The 18997-nt window shown below is 57.5% G+C and carries 15 protein-coding genes and 1 tRNA gene; 10 read left to right on the plus strand and 6 right to left on the minus strand.

The window, feature by feature from the left end:
* Positions 1–864 (plus strand): YjeJ family protein, encoded by an 864-nt coding sequence (yjeJ, locus tag ACOI7Z_RS18760; RefSeq protein ID WP_080901619.1) that lies wholly within the window; start codon positions 1–3, stop codon positions 862–864.
* A 54-nt stretch (positions 865–918) separates the two neighbouring features.
* Here the strand turns inward: yjeJ and ACOI7Z_RS18765 are convergent, their stop codons facing one another.
* The 3 genes from ACOI7Z_RS18765 to ACOI7Z_RS18775 form a co-directional block, all read right to left on the minus strand.
* A complete protein-coding gene (locus tag ACOI7Z_RS18765; protein ID WP_004152419.1) occupies positions 919–1272 on the minus strand; it encodes a DUF4156 domain-containing protein in 354 nt (117 codons plus the stop codon).
* A gap of 259 nt (positions 1273–1531) precedes the next feature.
* Positions 1532–3178, minus strand: a complete 1647-nt coding sequence (gene groL, locus ACOI7Z_RS18770) for a chaperonin GroEL (protein WP_023291693.1) — start codon at positions 3176–3178, stop codon at positions 1532–1534.
* 37 nt (positions 3179–3215) lie between these two features.
* Positions 3216–3509: a co-chaperone GroES gene (locus ACOI7Z_RS18775; RefSeq protein WP_004152420.1), complete on the minus strand. Its 294-nt coding sequence runs from the start codon at positions 3507–3509 to the stop codon at positions 3216–3218.
* Between the two features lie 232 nt (positions 3510–3741).
* Here ACOI7Z_RS18775 and yjeH point away from each other — a divergent pair, with 232 nt between their 5' ends.
* Positions 3742–4992 (plus strand): L-methionine/branched-chain amino acid transporter, encoded by a 1251-nt coding sequence (yjeH, locus tag ACOI7Z_RS18780; protein WP_086075967.1) that lies wholly within the window; start codon positions 3742–3744, stop codon positions 4990–4992.
* A gap of 50 nt (positions 4993–5042) precedes the next feature.
* Here the strand turns inward: yjeH and ACOI7Z_RS18785 are convergent, their stop codons facing one another.
* A complete protein-coding gene (locus ACOI7Z_RS18785) occupies positions 5043–5519 on the minus strand; it encodes an FxsA family protein (RefSeq protein WP_023291691.1) in 477 nt (158 codons plus the stop codon).
* Between the two features lie 337 nt (positions 5520–5856).
* Between ACOI7Z_RS18785 and aspA the strand changes: the two genes are divergently transcribed.
* The 7 genes from aspA (at position 5857) to ACOI7Z_RS18820 (ending at position 13856) form a co-directional block, all read left to right on the plus strand.
* Positions 5857–7293, plus strand: coding sequence for an aspartate ammonia-lyase (gene aspA / locus ACOI7Z_RS18790; RefSeq protein WP_004177762.1), 1437 nt, complete (start codon positions 5857–5859; stop codon positions 7291–7293).
* Between the two features lie 114 nt (positions 7294–7407).
* Positions 7408–8709, plus strand: a complete 1302-nt coding sequence (locus tag ACOI7Z_RS18795) for an anaerobic C4-dicarboxylate transporter (RefSeq protein WP_023291690.1) — start codon at positions 7408–7410, stop codon at positions 8707–8709.
* Positions 8710–8803: 94 nt separating this feature from the next.
* On the plus strand, positions 8804–9127 hold the full coding sequence (gene cutA, locus ACOI7Z_RS18800) for a divalent cation tolerance protein CutA (RefSeq protein ID WP_004206404.1): 324 nt from the start codon (positions 8804–8806) through the stop codon (positions 9125–9127).
* Positions 9103–10899 carry a protein-disulfide reductase DsbD gene (locus ACOI7Z_RS18805; RefSeq protein ID WP_087848654.1) on the plus strand — a complete coding sequence of 599 codons (1797 nt, stop codon included), beginning with the start codon at positions 9103–9105 and terminating at the stop codon, positions 10897–10899. Before cutA ends, ACOI7Z_RS18805 begins: the two co-directional genes overlap by 25 nt.
* Before the next feature lie 35 nt (positions 10900–10934).
* Positions 10935–11510 (plus strand): transcriptional regulator, encoded by a 576-nt coding sequence (locus ACOI7Z_RS18810; RefSeq protein ID WP_032429251.1) that lies wholly within the window; start codon positions 10935–10937, stop codon positions 11508–11510.
* A gap of 67 nt (positions 11511–11577) precedes the next feature.
* Positions 11578–13665: a DUF1176 domain-containing protein gene (locus tag ACOI7Z_RS18815; RefSeq protein ID WP_048336471.1), complete on the plus strand. Its 2088-nt coding sequence runs from the start codon at positions 11578–11580 to the stop codon at positions 13663–13665.
* Positions 13666–13780: 115 nt separating this feature from the next.
* Positions 13781–13856: transfer RNA gene (locus ACOI7Z_RS18820), tRNA-Phe, on the plus strand.
* Positions 13857–14742: 886 nt separating this feature from the next.
* On the opposite strand, the gene ACOI7Z_RS18825 is transcribed toward ACOI7Z_RS18820, so the two are convergent.
* Positions 14743–15099 carry a PerC family transcriptional regulator gene (locus tag ACOI7Z_RS18825; protein ID WP_305953346.1) on the minus strand — a complete coding sequence of 119 codons (357 nt, stop codon included), beginning with the start codon at positions 15097–15099 and terminating at the stop codon, positions 14743–14745.
* A gap of 245 nt (positions 15100–15344) precedes the next feature.
* Positions 15345–15911 (minus strand): helix-turn-helix transcriptional regulator, encoded by a 567-nt coding sequence (locus ACOI7Z_RS18830; RefSeq protein WP_087849579.1) that lies wholly within the window; start codon positions 15909–15911, stop codon positions 15345–15347.
* 633 nt (positions 15912–16544) lie between these two features.
* Between ACOI7Z_RS18830 and pgaA the strand changes: the two genes are divergently transcribed.
* The gene (gene pgaA, locus ACOI7Z_RS18835; protein WP_165476249.1) at positions 16545–18992 is read left to right on the plus strand and encodes a poly-beta-1,6 N-acetyl-D-glucosamine export porin PgaA; all 2448 of its coding nucleotides are present in this window, start codon (positions 16545–16547) and stop codon (positions 18990–18992) included.
* Positions 18993–18997: the final 5 nt, after the last annotated feature.

Genomic DNA, 18997 nt, shown 5'->3' on the forward strand with positions numbered 1-18997 from the left:
ATGCAAGGAACGTTTATTGGTTTTAATACTGCAGGAATTACTTTTGAAGAGCGTTTCCTGGCGCTGTTACTTAAGGTCAAGAAAGCGAATGATACCTGTGAGATTTTCTATCTTCAGGCACCCGTACTGGCCGACCTGCTTCTGATACTGCAAAGTAGAATGGCCTTAATTTTTCAGCGACTTGAAAATAAAGGCGAGGCTTACAAAGATGAGATTATCGCTTATAACGAAACACTTGTTACCCATATCCCCACGGTAGAAATGGCTGAAATACAACAGCCTTCTCCTGAGCGGCGTATAATGTCTATTACGCTTAAACCTGGCGAAACGCAGTCGACGCTGATCCTGGTATTTCAGGATGAGCAAATTAAGACGTTAACTATTGATGACCGACAGGTTGAAGCCCTGATAATTGGTATTCAACAGGCATTAAAAACAGTCGGCGATCAGGAACTTATCCAGTATTTAAGTTCAAATATGGATTTTTTAATGTGCTATGCCGTGGACTTAACCACCCAGCCAAATATTGATTATCAACAGTATCCGCAGGAAGACTGGAAACTAAACCTGTTTTCCCATTACCTGGGCGTGCTGTACTGCTGCGAGACGGAGGAAGGGAAGAAAATTGTCTCCGGAGCTGTGATCAAAACCAGTGCGCCGCATTTATCGGAACTGGAAAATAACGTCGTGATGCAGCTTATCGAGAAAAGCCCCAAGCTCAAGGCGATGCACACGGCGCTGGCGCCATGCCAAATCTTCAGTACCATTATTCCTTCCCAGCCAGGAAGAATGCTCAGCCTGGAAGAGTGTCTGCGTCCCCTGCATGCCTTCTATCTGGAGAAGAAAGCGGAGCTTAACGCCTGACCCTCTTCTACCGGTCACGCCTCTCTCTACGCTCGCAGAGAGAGGCATCGCGCATCAGTTCGGGCACTTATAAACCTGGCCGTTCATCTCGCTGTCGGTGGGCACAAAGCTCGACAACAGATTTTGCGTCGGGCTGCTGACGCCATAAATCACGTTGCCGCCCATGGCTGCCGCCTGGTTACGCAGGGCGTTAGCCGCACCGCGCATGGAGCCACCCTCATCGCCATTCTGGCCGGAGAGCCAGTTGCTCTGTTTACCCGTCGCGGTCCCTAACAGCTGACACTCTGCGCCCGGCTTCTCCTGCACGAAGCGCACATTCTGGCCGGCAGAGGTTAATTCATTGCTGGAACTGCAACCTGCCAACAGTAAGGCTGCGCCGACAATCCCTGCTAAATATTTTACCTGCATGTTAATCCCCATGATCGATGAGCTGGACGCACTGGCCCGGATGTAAACCTGTCATCCTTCAAACTGCGTCGGCATGAGCCGCTTTCATTCCTTAGCCGGTCGCGCTAGTTAGTCGCTTCCGATACGGAGGTGCTTGCCGCTCTGATGCAGCTTAAATGATTTTTATGTATAAGCCTTATACTAAAAAGCGCGCCAAAAGAAAAACCCCCAGCCATTACTGGCCAGGGGTTTCTGCTTTTTTATGCCGTAGAGCGCACGATTACATCATGCCGCCCATACCGCCCATGCCGCCCATACCGCCAGCAGCACCTAAATCAGGCGCATCGCCTTTCGGCAGGTCGGTCACCATGCACTCGGTGGTGATCATCAGGCCAGCCACGGAAGCCGCGTACTGCAGTGCAGAACGGGTAACTTTGGTTGGGTCCAGGATACCGAAGTCGATCATGTTGCCGTATTCTTCAGTTGCCGCGTTGTAACCGTAGTTACCGTCGCCGGCTTTCACGTTGTTCGCCACAACAGACGGCTCTTCACCGGCGTTGGACACGATCTGACGCAGCGGCGCTTCCATTGCGCGCAGCGCAACTTTGATACCGACGTTCTGATCTTCGTTCTGACCGGTCAGGCCAGCGAGTTTCGCTGCAACGCGAACCAGCGCTACGCCGCCGCCAGCCACCACGCCTTCTTCAACCGCAGCACGAGTGGCGTGCAGGGCATCGTCGACGCGTGCTTTTTTCTCTTTCATTTCAACTTCGGTTGCCGCGCCGACTTTGATTACGGCAACGCCGCCAGCCAGTTTAGCGACACGTTCCTGCAGTTTTTCACGGTCGTAGTCGGAGGTTGCTTCTTCGATCTGCTTACGGATCTGAGCAACGCGGCCCTGGATTGCGGATTCTTCGCCAACGCCATCGATGATGGTGGTGGTGTCTTTGTTGATAACCACACGTTTTGCCTGGCCCAGGTCTTCCAGAGTCGCTTTTTCCAGCTCCATACCGATCTCTTCAGAGATAACGGTACCGCCAGTCAGCGTCGCGATATCCTGCAGCATGGCTTTACGACGGTCGCCGAAGCCCGGCGCTTTCACCGCAGCCACTTTCACGATGCCGCGCATGGTGTTAACCACCAGGGTCGCCAGCGCTTCGCCTTCAACGTCTTCAGCGATGATAACCAGCGGTTTGCCAGCTTTCGCTACGGCTTCCAGAACCGGCAGCATTTCGCGGATGTTGGAGATTTTTTTGTCAGCCAGCAGGATGAACGGGCTTTCCAGCTCAACGGCGCCGGTGTCCGGCTTGTTGATGAAGTACGGAGACAGGTAGCCGCGGTCGAACTGCATACCTTCAACCACGTCCAGTTCGTCTTCCAGACCGGTACCGTCTTCAACGGTGATCACGCCTTCTTTGCCGACTTTATCCATCGCTTCCGCGATCAGTTTACCGACGGTTTCGTCGGAGTTAGCGGAGATGGTACCTACCTGAGCGATAGCTTTGGAGTCAGAGCACGGAACGGACAGCGCTTTCAGTTCTTCAACAGCGGCAACGACAGCTTTGTCGATACCACGTTTCAGATCCATCGGGTTCATGCCTGCAGCAACCGCTTTCAGGCCTTCGTTCACGATAGCCTGCGCCAGCACGGTTGCGGTGGTGGTACCGTCGCCTGCCGCGTCGTTCGCTTTAGAGGCAACTTCTTTCACCATCTGCGCGCCCATGTTTTCGAACTTGTCTTCCAGCTCGATTTCACGTGCAACGGAAACACCATCTTTGGTGATGGTCGGCGCGCCGAAGGATTTGTCCAGAACCACGTTACGGCCTTTCGGGCCCAGGGTCACTTTAACTGCATCTGCCAGTACGTTTACGCCGCGCAGCATTTTTACACGAGCGTCGTTACCGAATTTTACGTCTTTTGCTGCCATTTCTTATATTCCTCAAATTCGTTCAGGGTCGTGCGAATTAAGCTTCAACAATTGCCAGGATGTCGCTTTCGGACATGATCAGCACTTCTTCGTTGTCAATCTTTTCAGTCTTCACGCCGTAGCCATCGTTGAAAATCACGATGTCACCAACTTTAACGTCCAGCGGCTGCACGGTCCCGTTTTCCAGGATGCGGCCTTTACCGACAGCGATGATTTCGCCACGCGTTGACTTAGCTGCTGCAGAACCGGTCAGAACGATGCCGCCCGCAGATTTGGTTTCAACTTCTTTACGTTTGACGATCACACGATCATGTAACGGACGAATACTCATTGATAGCTCTCCTTCGAGAAAGTCATTATCAGTTATGGGTGACGCCGGGCCGAACGCGGTTTACCGGCTAGTGCAGAGAGAGATGGGGATGGCCATTTCCCGCTTCAAGGGCAAAATTAAAAAAAATTTTTACCTTTGCGCTGGCGCGCAAAAAGCGGCGCCACCGGGCAACCGGTCATAAGGAAAAGCGATTGTGATACTCTCTTTCTTTTCACTGGCGCAGGATGGAATCATGAGTGGTTTAAAACAGGAGTTAGGGCTGGGACAGGGAGTCGGGTTGCTTTCCACCTCACTGCTGGGCACCGGCGTTTTCGCCGTTCCGGCGCTGGCGGCGCTGGTCGCTGGCGATAACAGCCTGTGGGCATGGCCGTTGCTTATCCTCCTTGTTTTTCCGATTGCCATCGTCTTCGCCCTGCTGGGCCGCCATTTCCCCAGCGCGGGCGGCGTGGCCCACTTTGTCGATATGGCCTTTGGCCCACGTCTGGCCAGCGTCACCGGCTGGTTGTTTTTATCGGTTATCCCGGTCGGGCTCCCCGCCGCCCTGCACATCGCCACCGGCTTCGGCCAGGCGCTGTTCGGCTGGCATGATGCGCAGCTGCTGCTGGCGGAGTTGGGTACCCTGGCCATCGTCTGGTGGGTCGGTTCACGTGGCGCCAGCTCCAGCGCCAACCTGCAGACGCTGGTTGCCGTGCTGATCGTGGCGCTGATCGTCGCCGTCTGGTGGCGCGGCGGGATAAGTCCGGCGCAGATCCCCTTCCCCGCCCCGGCGGAGATCGACCGCGGCCAGCTCTTCTCCGCGCTGTCGGTGATGTTCTGGTGCTTTGTCGGCCTGGAAGCCTTTGCCCACCTCGCCTCGGAGTTTAAACACCCCGAGCGCGATTTTCCCCGCGCGCTGATGATAGGCCTGCTGCTTGCCGGTTCGGTCTACTGGGCCTGCACCGTGCTGGTGTTGCACTTCCACGCCTTTGGCGAGGAGATGGCGGCGGCGGCGTCATTACCGAATATCGTGGTCCGCCTGTTCGGCGTCGAAGCGCTGTGGGTGGCCTGCGTCATCGGTTACCTCGCCTGTTTCGCCAGCCTCAACATCTATATTCAGAGCTTCGCCCGCCTGGTCTGGTCGCAGGCGCAGCATAAGCCACAGAGCTACCTCGCGAGGCTGTCGCCGCGGCAGATCCCGCGCAACGCCCTCAACGCCGTGCTGGGCTCCTGCGTGGTCAGCACCTTGTGTATCTATTTTCTCGATATCAATCTGGACGCGCTGATCGTCTATGCCAACGGCATTTTCATCATGATCTATCTGCTGTGCATGCTGGCGGGCTGTCGTTTGCTGCGCGGCCGCTATCGGCTGCTGGCGGCGGTGGGCAGCATTCTCTGTCTGCTGCTGCTGGCGATGGTCGGCTGGAAGAGTCTGTACGCGCTGGTGATGCTGGCGGTGCTGTGGTTGTTTTTACCGAGACGTAAGCTGGCGACAGGAAGCGTATAGGCGCAAAAAGAAAGCGGCCCGGTCGCGTCTGCAGACCGGGCCGATAAACGTTAATCGCGGCGATCGTCCTTGTGGTCCAGACGGTCGCGCTGTTCATCCTTGCGCTGGTATTCCCCTTCGAAGGTCTCTCCGCCGCCAGTCCCGGCGCTAAAGCCGCCGCCCGGCATCCGGCTGAAGCGCAAATGCGGCATCAGCTTCATCGTCAGGTGCTTCTGCACCGGGGGCAAAAGCAGCAGCAGGCCGAGGAAGTCGGTAAAGAACCCCGGGATCAACAGCAGCAGGCCAGCGATAATCAGCGAGACGCTCTTGATCATCTCCGCCGCCGGGCTCTCGCCCGCGGCCATCTTCTGCTGCATCAGCAGGAAGTTTTTGAAGCCCTGGTTGCGCACCAGCGACATCCCCACCACCGAGCTAAAGATCACCAGGATCAGCGTCATAAAGACGCCCAGCACGTGCGCGACCTGGATAAAGATCGATATCTCAATGTAAACGTAAAGAAAAAAGGCAATAAACGGAATCCAACGCACCGGCGTCTCCTTCATCGACAGGCGCCGAATTCGGCCCCCGTAGTCATCAATTTGCTGATCGCATCCCACTAAGATGGGGATGCTGAGCGGCTTTTCAATCAGCGGAAATGCTTATTTTTTCCAAGAATAGGAAAGCGGTGACCCATTTCACAGATTAATAAATCTTCTCGCACCCGCGATGTAATAAGTGATCAAGCTTACTGATATTCGCTATCATCAGCATATGATCTTGGGCACCGGGCCGGTTAAGGAAATAATCGTCGGCCAGAAAATATACTGAATCCTGGATATTCTGTGTATTTGGTGAATTCATTGGCAGCTTGAAAAGAAGGTTCACATGTTAAACAACATTCGTATCGAAGAAGATCTGTTGGGCACCAGGGAAGTTCCCGCGGACGCTTACTACGGCGTTCATACTCTGCGAGCGATTGAAAACTTCTACATTAGCAACAGCAAAATCAGCGACATACCAGAATTCGTGCGCGGCATGGTGATGGTGAAGAAAGCCGCCGCGCTGGCGAACAAGGAGCTGCAGACCATTCCCAAAAGCGCGGCAAATGCGATTATCGCCGCCTGTGACGAAGTCCTGAATAACGGCAAATGCATGGACCAGTTCCCGGTCGATGTCTTCCAGGGCGGGGCCGGCACCTCCGTAAACATGAACACCAACGAAGTCCTGGCAAACATCGGCCTCGAGCTGATGGGCCACCAGAAAGGCGAATACCAGTACCTGAACCCAAACGATCACGTCAACAAATGCCAGTCCACCAACGATGCCTACCCGACCGGGTTCCGCATTGCGGTGTATGCCTCTATCCTCAAGTTAATCGATGCGATTAAGCAGCTGGGCGAAGGTTTCCAGGCGAAAGCCGAGGAGTTCCAGGACATCCTCAAGATGGGCCGCACCCAGCTGCAGGACGCAGTGCCGATGACCCTCGGTCAGGAGTTCCATGCCTTCAATGTGCTGCTCAATGAAGAGACCAAAAGCATTCTGCGCACCGCGGAGCTGCTGCTGGAAGTGAACCTTGGCGCAACCGCCATCGGCACACGCCTCAACACCCCGGACGGTTATCAACAGCTGGCGGTGCAGAAGCTGGCGGAAGTGAGCAACTTACCGGTCGTTCCGGCGGAAGATCTGATTGAAGCCACCTCGGACTGCGGGGCGTACGTCATGGTTCACAGCTCGCTGAAACGCCTGGCGGTGAAACTGTCCAAGATCTGTAACGACCTGCGCCTGCTCTCTTCCGGACCGCGCGCGGGCCTCAACGAAATTAACCTGCCTGAGCTGCAGGCTGGCTCTTCTATTATGCCGGCGAAGGTTAACCCGGTGGTGCCGGAGGTGGTCAACCAGGTCTGCTTTAAAGTGATCGGCAACGACACCACGGTGACCATGGCCTCAGAAGCCGGGCAGCTGCAGCTGAACGTGATGGAGCCGGTGATCGGCCAGGCGATGTTCGAGTCTATCCACATTCTGACCAACGCCTGCTACAACCTGCTGGAGAAATGCGTCAACGGCATTACTGCCAACAAAGCGGTGTGCGAAGGTTACGTCTATAACTCCATCGGCATCGTCACCTACCTCAACCCGTTTATCGGCCACCACAATGGCGATATCGTCGGCAAGATCTGCGCCGAAACCGGGAAGAGCGTGCGGGAAGTGGTGCTGGAACGTGGGCTGCTGACGGCGGCGGAGCTGGATGACATTTTCTCCGCGCAAAACCTGATGCATCCCGCTTATAAAGCGAAGCGTTATACCGATGAAAGCGAACAGTAATCTTTCCGGATAGTCATTCAAAGGCATGTCAGCGATGACATGCCTTTTTGCTTTTTAGTTTTACTAAAATACAACAATCCAATATCAACTTGTTAAAAAACAAGGAAGGCATATATGTTTGGTGCAGAACTGGTTATTGTCCTGCTGGCGATTTATCTCGGCGCCCGGCTCGGCGGCATCGGTATCGGCTTTGCCGGTGGCCTTGGCGTCCTTGTCCTGACGCTTATTTTTCAAATTAAACCGGGTGCGATCCCCTTCGACGTTATTGAAATCATTATGGCGGTGATTGCCGCTATCGCCGCCATGCAGGTCGCAGGCGGAATGGATTACCTGGTCAGCCTCGCCGAACGGATGCTGCGTCGCCACCCGAAATATATTACCTTCCTTGCCCCGCTGGTGACCTGGTTTATGACCGTGCTCGCCGGCACCGGCCATACCGCCTTCTCCACGCTGCCGGTGATCACCGAAGTGGCCAAAGAGCAAGGCATCCGTCCGTCCCGTCCGCTGTCGATTGCGGTGGTGGCCTCCCAGATAGCGATCACCGCTTCGCCCATCTCCGCCGCGGTGGTGTTCTTTGCCGGGATCCTGGAGCCGCTGGGCGTTAGCTACCTGATGCTGCTGGCCATCTGTATTCCGGTCACCCTGCTGGCGGTGATGCTCACCGCTATCGTCTGCAATTTCCTCGGCTGCGAACTGAAAGATGACCCGGTTTACCAGGAGCGGCTGGCCAAGGGTGAGGTCAGACTGCGCGGCAGCCAGGTTTTTGAGCTGAAGCCGCACGCCAAACGTTCCGTTCTGCTGTTTCTGATCGGCATCGTGGCGGTGATGTTCTACGCCACGGCCATCAGCGATACCGTCGGTCTGATCAAAAACCCGGTACTACCGCGTAACGAGGCGATCGTGGTGTTTATGCTGACCATCGCCACGCTGATCAGCATCACCTGCAAAATCGACACCGGCGAAGTGCTCAATGCCAGCACCTTTAAGTCCGGCATGAGCGCCTGCGTCTGCGTGCTCGGCGTCGCCTGGCTGGGGGATACCTTCGTTAAAGCGCATATCAGCGATATCCAGGCCGTGGCCGGCGACCTGCTGCATAACTACCCGTGGCTGCTGGCGGTGGTGCTGTTCTTTGCCGCCACGCTGCTCTACTCGCAGGCGGCCACCACCAAAGCGCTGATGCCCGCCGCGCTGATGCTGGGCGTGAGCCCTCTCACGGCCATCGCCTCGTTTGCCGCCGTCTCCGCCCTTTTCGTTCTGCCGACCTACCCCACCCTGCTGGCGGCGGTCGAAATGGATGACACCGGCTCCACCCGCATCGGTAAATACGTCTTCAACCACGCCTTCCTGATCCCCGGCGTCATCGCCATTACGCTGTGCGTGATCCTCGGGTTTATTTTTGGCGGCATCATGCTGTAAATCTCTTCAAATTCGGGCCAGATCCTGGCCCGTTTCGTTAATCCTCCCCACCTTGCGTGCTATAGTGCCTCTTTTCGCTGATACGAGGTTCATGATGACTACGCCTGATGCTGTTGTTGTGCTCTGTACCGCGCCGGATGAAGCGACCGCCCAGGATCTGGCGGCAAAAGCGCTGGCCGAAAAGCTGGCCGCCTGCGCCACGCTCCTGCCGGGCGCCACCTCGCTCTATTACTGGGAAGGGAAGCTGGAGCAGGAGTATGAAGTTCAGATGCTGCTCAAAACCGATCTTGCCCATCAGCAGGCGCTGCTGGACTGCCTGAAGTCTCACCACCCGTATCAAACCCCTGAACTGCTGGTTCTGCCCGTCACGTATGGAGACAACGATTACCTCTCATGGCTTACCGCATCTTTACGCTGATCCTGCTGCTGTGCAGCGCGTCAGCCACCGCCGGGTTATTCGACGCGCCGGGGCGCTCGAACTTTGTGCCTGCTGACCAGGCCTTCGCCTTTGACTTTCAGCAGCAACAGCATGACCTCAACCTGAGCTGGCAAATCAAGGATGGTTACTATCTTTATCGTCAACAATTTACCTTCCACGCCGCCGGGGCGACGATCGCCGAACCGGCGCTGCCGGCGGGCGAGTGGCATGAGGATGAGTTTTACGGCAAAAGCGAGATCTTTCGTCAGCGCCTGACTATCCCGGTCACGGTGAAGCAGGCGGACAAAGACGCCACCCTCACCGTCACCTGGCAGGGCTGCGCCGATGCCGGATTCTGTTATCCGCCGGAGACCAAAGTGATCCCGCTGAGCGCCGTGCTGGCGGCTTCGGCAGATGGCCGGGCGACCACCATTGACCCTGCGCCGCCGGCGAGCAGCCGTCCGGCGTTCAACCCGCCGCTGCCGGTTGAGCCGCGTCCGGCCCCGGAGGTCGCCACTTCACCTGCGCCTGCCTCAGCGCCGCCCGCTGACGCCCCCGCCCGCCTGCCTTTCACCGCCCTGTGGGCGCTGCTGATAGGCATTGGTATCGCCTTCACCCCCTGCGTGCTGCCGATGTACCCGCTGATTTCCGGCATCGTGCTGGGCGGCAAACAGCGGCTTTCCACCGCGCGCGCCCTGCTGCTGGCCTTTATTTATGTCCAGGGGATGGCCTTAACCTATACCGCGCTGGGGCTGGTGGTGGCCGCCGCCGGGCTGCAGTTCCAGGCGGCCCTGCAGCACCCGTATGTGCTGGTGGGTCTGTCGGCAGTGTTTATACTGCTGGCGCTCTCCATGTTCGGCCTGTTCACGCTACAGCTACCCTCCTCGCTGCAGACGCGGCTGGCGCTGCTCAGCAATAAGCGCCAGGGCGGCTCGCCCGGCGGAGTCTTTGCGATGGGTGCTATTGCCGGGCTGATCTGCTCCCCCTGCACCACTGCGCCGCTGAGCGCCATCCTGTTATATATCGCCCAGAGCGGTAATCTGTGGCTGGGCGGCGGCACGCTGTACCTCTACGCGCTGGGCATGGGCCTGCCGTTGATTCTCGTCACCGTGTTTGGCAACCGTCTGCTGCCGAAGAGCGGCCCGTGGATGAGCCATGTGAAGACCGCCTTCGGATTCGTGATCCTGGCTCTGCCCGTTTTCCTGCTGGAGCGCATCCTCGGCGACCAGTGGGGATTACGTCTGTGGTCAATGCTTGGCGTCGCCTTCTTCAGCTGGGCGTTTATCACCTCGCTGGGCGCGACCCGGCCGTGGATGCGGCTGGCGCAAATCATTCTTCTTGCCGCCGCGCTGGTCAGCGCCCGTCCGCTGCAGGACTGGGCGTTTGGCGCCCCGGCGCCCGAGCAGCAGGCGCATCTGGCCTTCACCCGCGTCAGCTCGGTAACCGAGCTTGATCGGGCGCTGGCGCAGGCAAAAGGCCAGCCGGTGATGCTCGATCTCTACGCCGACTGGTGTGTAGCCTGCAAAGAGTTTGAAAAATACACCTTTCGTTCACCTGACGTGCAGCAGGCGCTGAAAGGCGTCGTGTTATTACAGGTTGATGTGACAAAAAACAGTCCGCAAGACGCGGCGCTGCTGAAGCGCCTGCAGGTGCTCGGTCTGCCGACGATCCTGTTCTTCAACGCGCAGGGCCAGGAACAACCCGACCGGCGGGTCACCGGCTTTATGGATGCTGCGGCATTCAGCGCCCATTTGCGCGATTGGCAAGCGTGAGCGACACTTTAGGAGGAAAGATGGAGGAGAACACCGTGCTACGTGAAGACGTCCTGGCAGAAGCCATTAAAATTCTTGAAATTGAAGGTATCGCCAACACGTCGCTGGAGATGGTCGCTGAGCGCGTGTCCTGTCCGACGAGCGACCTGAAACGCTTCTGGCCCGATCGCGAAGCGCTGCTCTACGACGCGCTTCGCTATCTGAGCCACCAGGTGGATGCCTGGCGCCGTCAGCTGCTGCTGGACGACACCTTAAGCGCAGAGCAAAAGCTGCTGGCGCGCTATAGCGCGCTTACCACCTGCGTCAGCAACCAGCGCTACCCCGGCTGTTTATTTATCGCCGCCTGCACCTTCTATCCGGATGCCCAGCACCCGATCCACCAGCTGGCGGAACAGCAGAAGCAGGCTTCGCTGGCCTACACCCATGAGCTGCTGACCCAGCTGGAGGTGGATGATCCGGAAATGGTCGCCAAGCAGATGGAGCTGATTGTCGAGGGCTGTCTGAGCCGTCTGCTGATCAAGCGTAGCCAGACGGATGTCGATACGGCGCGGCGGCTGGCAGAAGATATTCTGCGCTTCGCCCAGTGCCGTATGGGCGGGGCCTTAACCTGATTCTGATATCCTAACCGCCACGTCGCGCCTATAATTTCCCCCTCACTGATTGCTGACAGGGATTGATATGCGCGCGTTCTTTTGGGCTGCCTGGCTGGGGCTGTGCTCCACACCTCTGCTGGCGGCGCCCCTGCAAGGTTTTTCCTTTGCGCAAAAAGACTGGGAGCTCGCCTGCGATAACACTGGCACCTGCCGGGCGGCAGGTTACGGCGTCCGCATGGGCGAGGTCAGCGTGCTGTTGACCCGCAACGCCGGCAGCGAACAGCACCTCACCGCCACGGCCACCTTCGCGCAGATCGAACACGATATCCCCGCCGACTCCACCGCCAGCCTGCTGATCGACGACCGGGACCTCGGCTCGCTGGATGCCGTGGATGACAGCCACTTCCGTCTGGACAGCGATCAGACCTCCGCCGTGCTGCAGGCCCTGGCGAACCAGCGCAAAATCGAATTCACGCTTAACGGCCAGCACCTGCCGCTTTCCAGCGCCGGCAGCCGCGAGGTGCTGAGTAAAATGGATGCGTTTCAGCGACGAACCGGCACCGCCGACGCGCTGCTGGATAAAGGCGACGCGGGCGACGATGCCATTTTGCCCGCTGCCCCCGCCCCGGAAATCATCGCCGCGCCGGTGATCCACAACGCGCAACCTGTACCGCTGAGCATGCTCCAGCGCCAGAAGCTGTTGCCCGCCCTGACGCCGCTGCTGAACCAGCGCTGTGAAGACTGGCAGAACCCGGCCATTCCGGCGGCAGAGCGCCAGATCACCCTCACCGCGCTGGATAAAACCCATTCGCTGGCGCAGGCGCTCTGCTGGCGAGCGCCCTATAACGATGGCTATGCCCTGTGGCTGGTCGATAACGCCCAGTTGAGCAAACCGCGGCTGCTCACTACCGAGGCCTCCAGCTACGCCAACGGCACGCTGGTCTTCCTGCACAAAGAGCGGGGCATGGCCGACTGCGTAACCGGCGAGACGCGCGTCTGGGAGGGTAAAACCTTCGTTCCCAGCCTGAAGTACAGCACCGGTATGTGCCGGGAAATCACCCCGGGCGGCACCTGGATGCTGCCGACCTTTGTCAGCCAGGTGATCCCGAAGCAGCAGAAAGAAGCGGATAACCTGGCCCTGCGAACGCTGTACAACGCGGTGCTGAAAGCGCAAAAAAGCGATCCGGAACTGGCGCTGAACCGGGTCGCCGAGCAGTTTCCGTTAACCGGCCATATTACCGATTTCACGCTCACTTACGCCGATGACAGCCTGGTGACGACCAGCAAACCGTCCCCGGATATCAGCGATGACGAGTGGCAGGCGTTTCTGCGCTCCGCAATTAGCGCAGATTCAGAAAACGGTAAAGTCAGCTTTACGCTTATCGACCTCGACGGCGACGGCAAACGCGATCTGATCATCGACAGCTACGTGGGCGGCACCGGGCTCTTCAGCTACACCGGGGTGCTCCGGCGCGGCGATGATGATTTTGCCGCCGTCAACGATAGCGACAGTGATAACGGCGATGATTTCGATGCCGGGGTGCCCGGCGCCCTCTTTTCGATCAATGGCCGCGGGGCCAACCAATGGAACCACTGGGTCAAAATCAACGGCCAGGTGTATGCCCTGTGGTACAACGGCCAGTTTGGCGAAGATAATCTCTATCTGCTGCGCCCGTTCAGCACCGCCAGCCAGACGCCCGCGGTGACGGTTCGCTACCGCTATACGCTGAACAGCATCCGCTCCCCGGAGAAAGACCAACCGCTGACCCCCAGCCTGAGCGACAGCGATAAAGCGGATCTGCTGCGCTCGCTGGAGGTGATGCAGGGCAACCTGCTGAAAGACAAACCCGCCAGCGACAACGATGCGCCGATCTGCCCCATTCCGCCCGGCGCCTCCGCCGACGAGGCGGACAACTATTACAGCGGCGTTGCCGTTAACTATATCTATGAGACGGTGGCCTATATTCCGGTCTGGCTGAACGGAAAATGTTATATCGGCACCATTTTCAGCCATCATGGCGCCTATCGTCACGGCGTGGATGCGGAAATTACGCTGAGCTCGCCGCGGGAAGATGAAGAGGTCATTGGTGATTACCTGATCTCCGGGTTGCGCCACGTTATCTCCGTCACCAGCGGCTGGAAAAGCCGTGAAGGCGATAACGGCATGCAGTGATATTGAGTCAAAATGCGCCTTTGAACGCGGAATTGCCGCAAAGATAAGCAATCGACAAGTAATTTAAGAAATTTGGTTGACGGGGTGGGCGGATTACGGTTTAATGCGCCCCGTTGCCCGGATAGCTCAGTCGGTAGAGCAGGGGATTGAAAATCCCCGTGTCCTTGGTTCGATTCCGAGTCCGGGCACCACTATTTAAAGAACCCGCCCAAAAGGCGGGTTTTTGCTTTTCTGCATCCGGACTCTTCATCGAACTCCACTCTATGATCCCCTGCCCGGCGGCGCTGCGCTTGCGCGGGCCTACGCTTTTTGAGCCTGCGCGAGGACCCGTAGGCCGGATAAGGCATTGATGCCGCCATCCGGCACAACTGCGGGTACGGCGTCTGATGTATATCGCCCGGCGGCGCTGCGCTTGCGCGGGCCTACGCTGTTTGAGCCTGCGCGAGGACCCGTAGGCCGGATAAGGCATTGATGCCGCCATCCGGCACAAACGCGGGTACGGCGTCTGATGTAGATCCCCTGGCAGCGCTGCGCTTGCGCGGGCCTACGCTGTTTGAGCCTGCGGGAGGACCCGTAGGCCGGATAAGGCATTGATGCCGCCATCCGGCACAACCGCGGGTACGGCGTCTGATGTATATCGCCCGGCGGCGCTGCGCTTGCGCGGGCCTACGCTTTTTGAGCCTGCGGGAGGACCCGTAGGCCGGATAAGGCATTGATGCCGCCATCCGGCACAACTGCGGGTACGGCGTCTGATGTATATCGCCCGGCGGCGCTGCGCTTGCGCGGGCCTACGCTGTTGGAGCCTGCGGGAGGACCCGTAGGCCGGATAAGGCATTTATGCCGCCATCCGGCACAAACGCGGGTACGGCGTCTGATGTATATCATCCGGCGGCGCTGCGCTTGCGCGGGCCTACGCTGTTGGAGCCTGCGGGAGGACCCGTAGGCCGGATAAGGCATTTATGCCGCCATCCGGCACAACCGCGGGTACGGCGTCTGATGTATATCATCCGGCGGCGCTGCGCTTGCGCGGGCCTGGGGGTCAATGAAACGTCTGCGCAAACGCAGTGAAGAAAGGTATTACTCGGCGGCGGTTTTCCCTTTGCCGGGCAGCCTGAACGCTTCGCCATAGGGCTTCGCAATGCCCATGCGATACTGCGTCTCCTTTGCCGCCTGGTGGAGATCGGCGAACTCCTCTTTCGGCGCCGGCGGACGTTGCGCCTTTTTCAGACACTGATTGCGATGGTGGCGGATCCACTCGCGGTCCTCATCGTCCAGGCAACGCTGCATCACCTCAATCCATCTGGATGCCGCCCGACGGTAGAGCCCGCAGGCTTCTAACCGCTCCGCAATACTGTCCCTTATTCTCATCCACCTCGCTCCTCTGATGCTTTCACGATATCTCATGGTATTCCGACGTGTGAGTCGGAATACCATGGTAGAGTTAATTTATGACAAAACTATTCCTCTGCGGCGCAAGGAATATAATCATTATAATAATCGCTGTGCATAGCAAACCGCCATGGCGGTAATTACTTCCAAAGAGCTCCGGAATTATATGCCGGGCGCCGCCCTGGATACCGACTGGTATCGACGGTTGTACCTATCAATATCTATTTAATTTATTACATTTCCATCGTCACATACCTTGCGATATCACCTGTTCCCTGTACAACCACGCCTTATGGCGATCGACCGGACTGGTCCAGCAGTTTATTTTTGAAGATAAATAAGCAGGCTTCATTAAAATTATCTAACCCCAGTCGCTCATAAAGCGCGGTCCGCTTGCGGTAAAGGCTTTTTAGCGAAGTATTCAGATTCACTGCCACCTCCTCCATTGTCATCCCCGCCCCAAGAAAACGCAGCATCAGCTGCTCTGTCATACTTAAGCGCAGATTGTCGAACCACTCTTTGGTCAGCCGCTTGCTCTTCATCTCCAGAAAAAGCCCAAATAAGGTCGCCATATCGGCGGGTGATAATGACATGTTTAAAAACGATTTCAGACTGAGTAAATGCTCTTCCCGATGGCGCATATCGAGGACAATACAGCATATTCGCTTTCTGGATTGTGCCGCCTCCATGACCAGATAATCGTAATGACAAAGCGGCGAACGGCTATCAACCAGCAGAGAGAGTTCATCAACCTCATTATCTAAAATCGCTTTTCCGCTAGAATCTAACTGAATGATATCAGGAAAGAAATTCTTAACCCCTTGAAAAAGATAGTGATCCTGGGTAATTAATATCATTGAATTTGCCACAAGTCTTCCCTTTAACATTTAATCAACAAATTCTCGTCAACCAGACATTTTCCTTGCCCCTGGGGAACGCTCCGCATGGCGGTAAAAATAACGAGATCTGTGATTTATCATTAGCGCGGCATCTGAATCTGGCTGTGAAAAACCTCCCTGGGTGCGGACAGAAAATAAACGGATTAATTATAAATAAAAAAATCCCACAGAAAAGATGCTTTTTTTGCTATTGAGAATTTTTGTCAGAAATCATCTTAAATATCCATGAAAAACCTTTCTCCTCACTGCAATATAAGCCACCCAACAAAATTAAAACAAAATTTCAGCCAACTCCATTTTTTATTTATTTCAGTAAGTTAAAGGAACTCGCTTCAACATGGCGATTCGAATTAAACCATTTTTACAGATTTATCTTAAAACGCAGTTCGTCATTTAACCATATTTATCCGCTGCGGTATCGGGTATAAATTATCCATTCAATTATCCACAGGAGATATGTTTATTACTTTGCAATAAGTCATTCACCCGCAGTGCCAGTCAGCTAAATGGGACCATCCTCATCCTTTAACTCACCGTCAAAGGACGGTCGTGTTGTGCAATGGATTCTTGATGAACATATGGCAAATAGAAATGGAAAGATCACCTTATTCAAATACGTTATTGTTTAATCGCAACACGAAACTCTCGCTGTCAATCGGCGTGCTTTTGCTCTTCCCGACGCTGGTTCAGGGAGCGGACTCGCTCTATGACCAGCAGATCCTGCAAGCGCGTCAAGGCCAGTACGCCCCCTTTCTCTCATATCTTCAGCAATACCAGCTGCGGCATGCCTTAACCCCTTCTCAGGTTGCAGACTGGCTGCAGGTAGCCCTCTGGGCCGGCCAGGACGACGAGGTGGTGAAAGTCTGGCGACGCTATCAGGTCTATATGCCGCTTCCCGCACGGGGCACCGCCGCCGCGGCGCAGGCGATGCGCAACCAGAAACAGTGGCAAGCCTCGCTCCTCCTCTGGCAGCAGGCTCTCAGCCAGGCCGCCGACAGTGACGACTATCGTATCGGCTATATCAAGACGCTGGCCGATGCCCGCAAGGACGGCGAGGCGCTCAGCGAAGCGCGTCGCCTGGTGGCGGAGCAGGCGAGCATTGCCCACCTGCAGACCCTCTCTTATGTCTACCTGCGGCTTGGCAAGAGCTGGGACCAGCTGCTGGTGGACACGCAGATCCTCGATCGCGAACCGCAGAATAAAGCCGCGCTGGCGAGCCTGATGGCGACCCTGACCCGCAACCGGATCGACTCCCCCGCCCTCGGCCTCGCGAATAGCGTCGAACTGACGCCCGCGGAAAAGCGCAACCTGCAGCTGAACGCCGCCGCCGAACTGGTGCGCCTTGCCGATACACCTTCCCGTGAAGAAAAGGCGCGTTACGCGCTGGCCCGCACGGCGCTGGCGCAATACGATGCGATGATCGCCGCCTGGCGTCCCGACCCGCAGGCCGCCCCGGACATCACCCGGGCGCGCATTGACCGTCTGGGCGCGCTGTACGCCAACGCAGACTACGCGCAGGTTATCCGCGAATACCAAAGCCTGATGGCGCAGCAGCAGGCGGTTCCCGACTGGGCTATCGGCTGGGTTATCTCCTCTTATATCGCGCTTAAGCAGATTGAGCCTGCGTTGGCGCTTATTCATCAGCATCCCTCGTGGCTGACGAGCCAACAGAATGAAGAACATGAGCTTTTCTACGCCCTGCTGGACACCGCTCAGTACCCGGCGGCGCAACGGTATGTCGCCCGACTCACCCGGAATGCGCCCTATATCCGTCATCTCTATGGCTCGCCGACGCCCCAGCCGAACGACGACTGGCTCACCGCGCAGTCGCTTAACGTGCACTATCTCTCCGCCACCAACGCCCTGCCACAGGCCGAAGCCCGTATGCAGCGCCTGGCGGCGACGGCCCCCGGCAACCAGGGGCTGCAGATCGACTATGCCGCCCTGCTGCAGGACAGAGGGCTGCCGCGGGCAGCCGAACGCCAGCTGAAAGCGGCGGAAGCCCTGGAGCCCGCCAGCCTGCAGCTGGAGCGCCAGCAGGCCTGGGTCGCCCTCGATCTGCAGGAGTGGCGGCAGATGGATCTGCTGACCGACGACGTTATCGCCCGCTCGCCACGAGATCTGAATACCCAGCGCCTGGCCAGAGCCCGCGAAATCCATCATTTCTCCGAGCTGCGCCTGAGCGTCGGCAAAGGGCTGCATTCCGACAACCCGGTGAGCGGTACCCACGACCTCAGTTTTGAGACGGCGATCTACAGCCCGCCGATAGCCGACAGCTGGCGATTGTTCGGCGGCCACCGCTTTGCCCAAGGCAATTTTGAAGAGGGGAAAGGCAGCCGTCGCCAGCTGTTCGCCGGTATTGAATGGCGTCCGCGCGACGCCTGGGGAGAACTTGAACTCTCCAGCGTCAATTTTCACGGCGAGAATAAGCCCGGCGTCCGCCTTTCCGCCGCGCACGACGTCAACGATCGCTGGCAGCTGGGCGGCGAGCTGGAGCGGATTTCGCAGCAGACGCCGCTGCGCGCGTTACGCAACGGCGTCAGCGCCAACCGCGGCGAAGGCTGGCTGCGCTGGTATCAAAACGAGCGCCGGGAGTACCGCGTCAGCGCGGCCGCCAGCCGCTTTACCGACCACAACCGTCGTCAGGAGTACACCCTCTCCGGTAAAGAGCGCCTCTGGCAGACCCCGTGGCTAACGCTGGATCTACAGCCCGGTCTGTCGGCCAGCGCCAATAGCCGCACCGACACCGCGTATTACAGTCCGGCCCGCGACCTCGCGGCCACCGCGGCGTTGGCGGTCGATCACACGCTTTACCAGCGGTATGACACCGTCTGGAGTCAGCAGTTGCTCGCCGGCGGCGGCAGCTACTGGCAAAAAAATCACGCCGCCGGCGCGATAACGACGCTGGGCTACGGGCAGCGTCTGCGCTGGAACAACCTCGTCGACGCCGGGGTGATGCTGAACTGGGACAAACGCCCCTACGACGGTAAACGTGAAAACAACCTCGCTATCACTGTTGATGCAAACATACGGTTTTAAGGATG

Origin of the sequence: Klebsiella sp. C283 (genome assembly GCF_048822555.1) — a bacterium.
Lineage (GTDB): Bacteria > Pseudomonadota > Gammaproteobacteria > Enterobacterales > Enterobacteriaceae > Klebsiella > Klebsiella quasipneumoniae.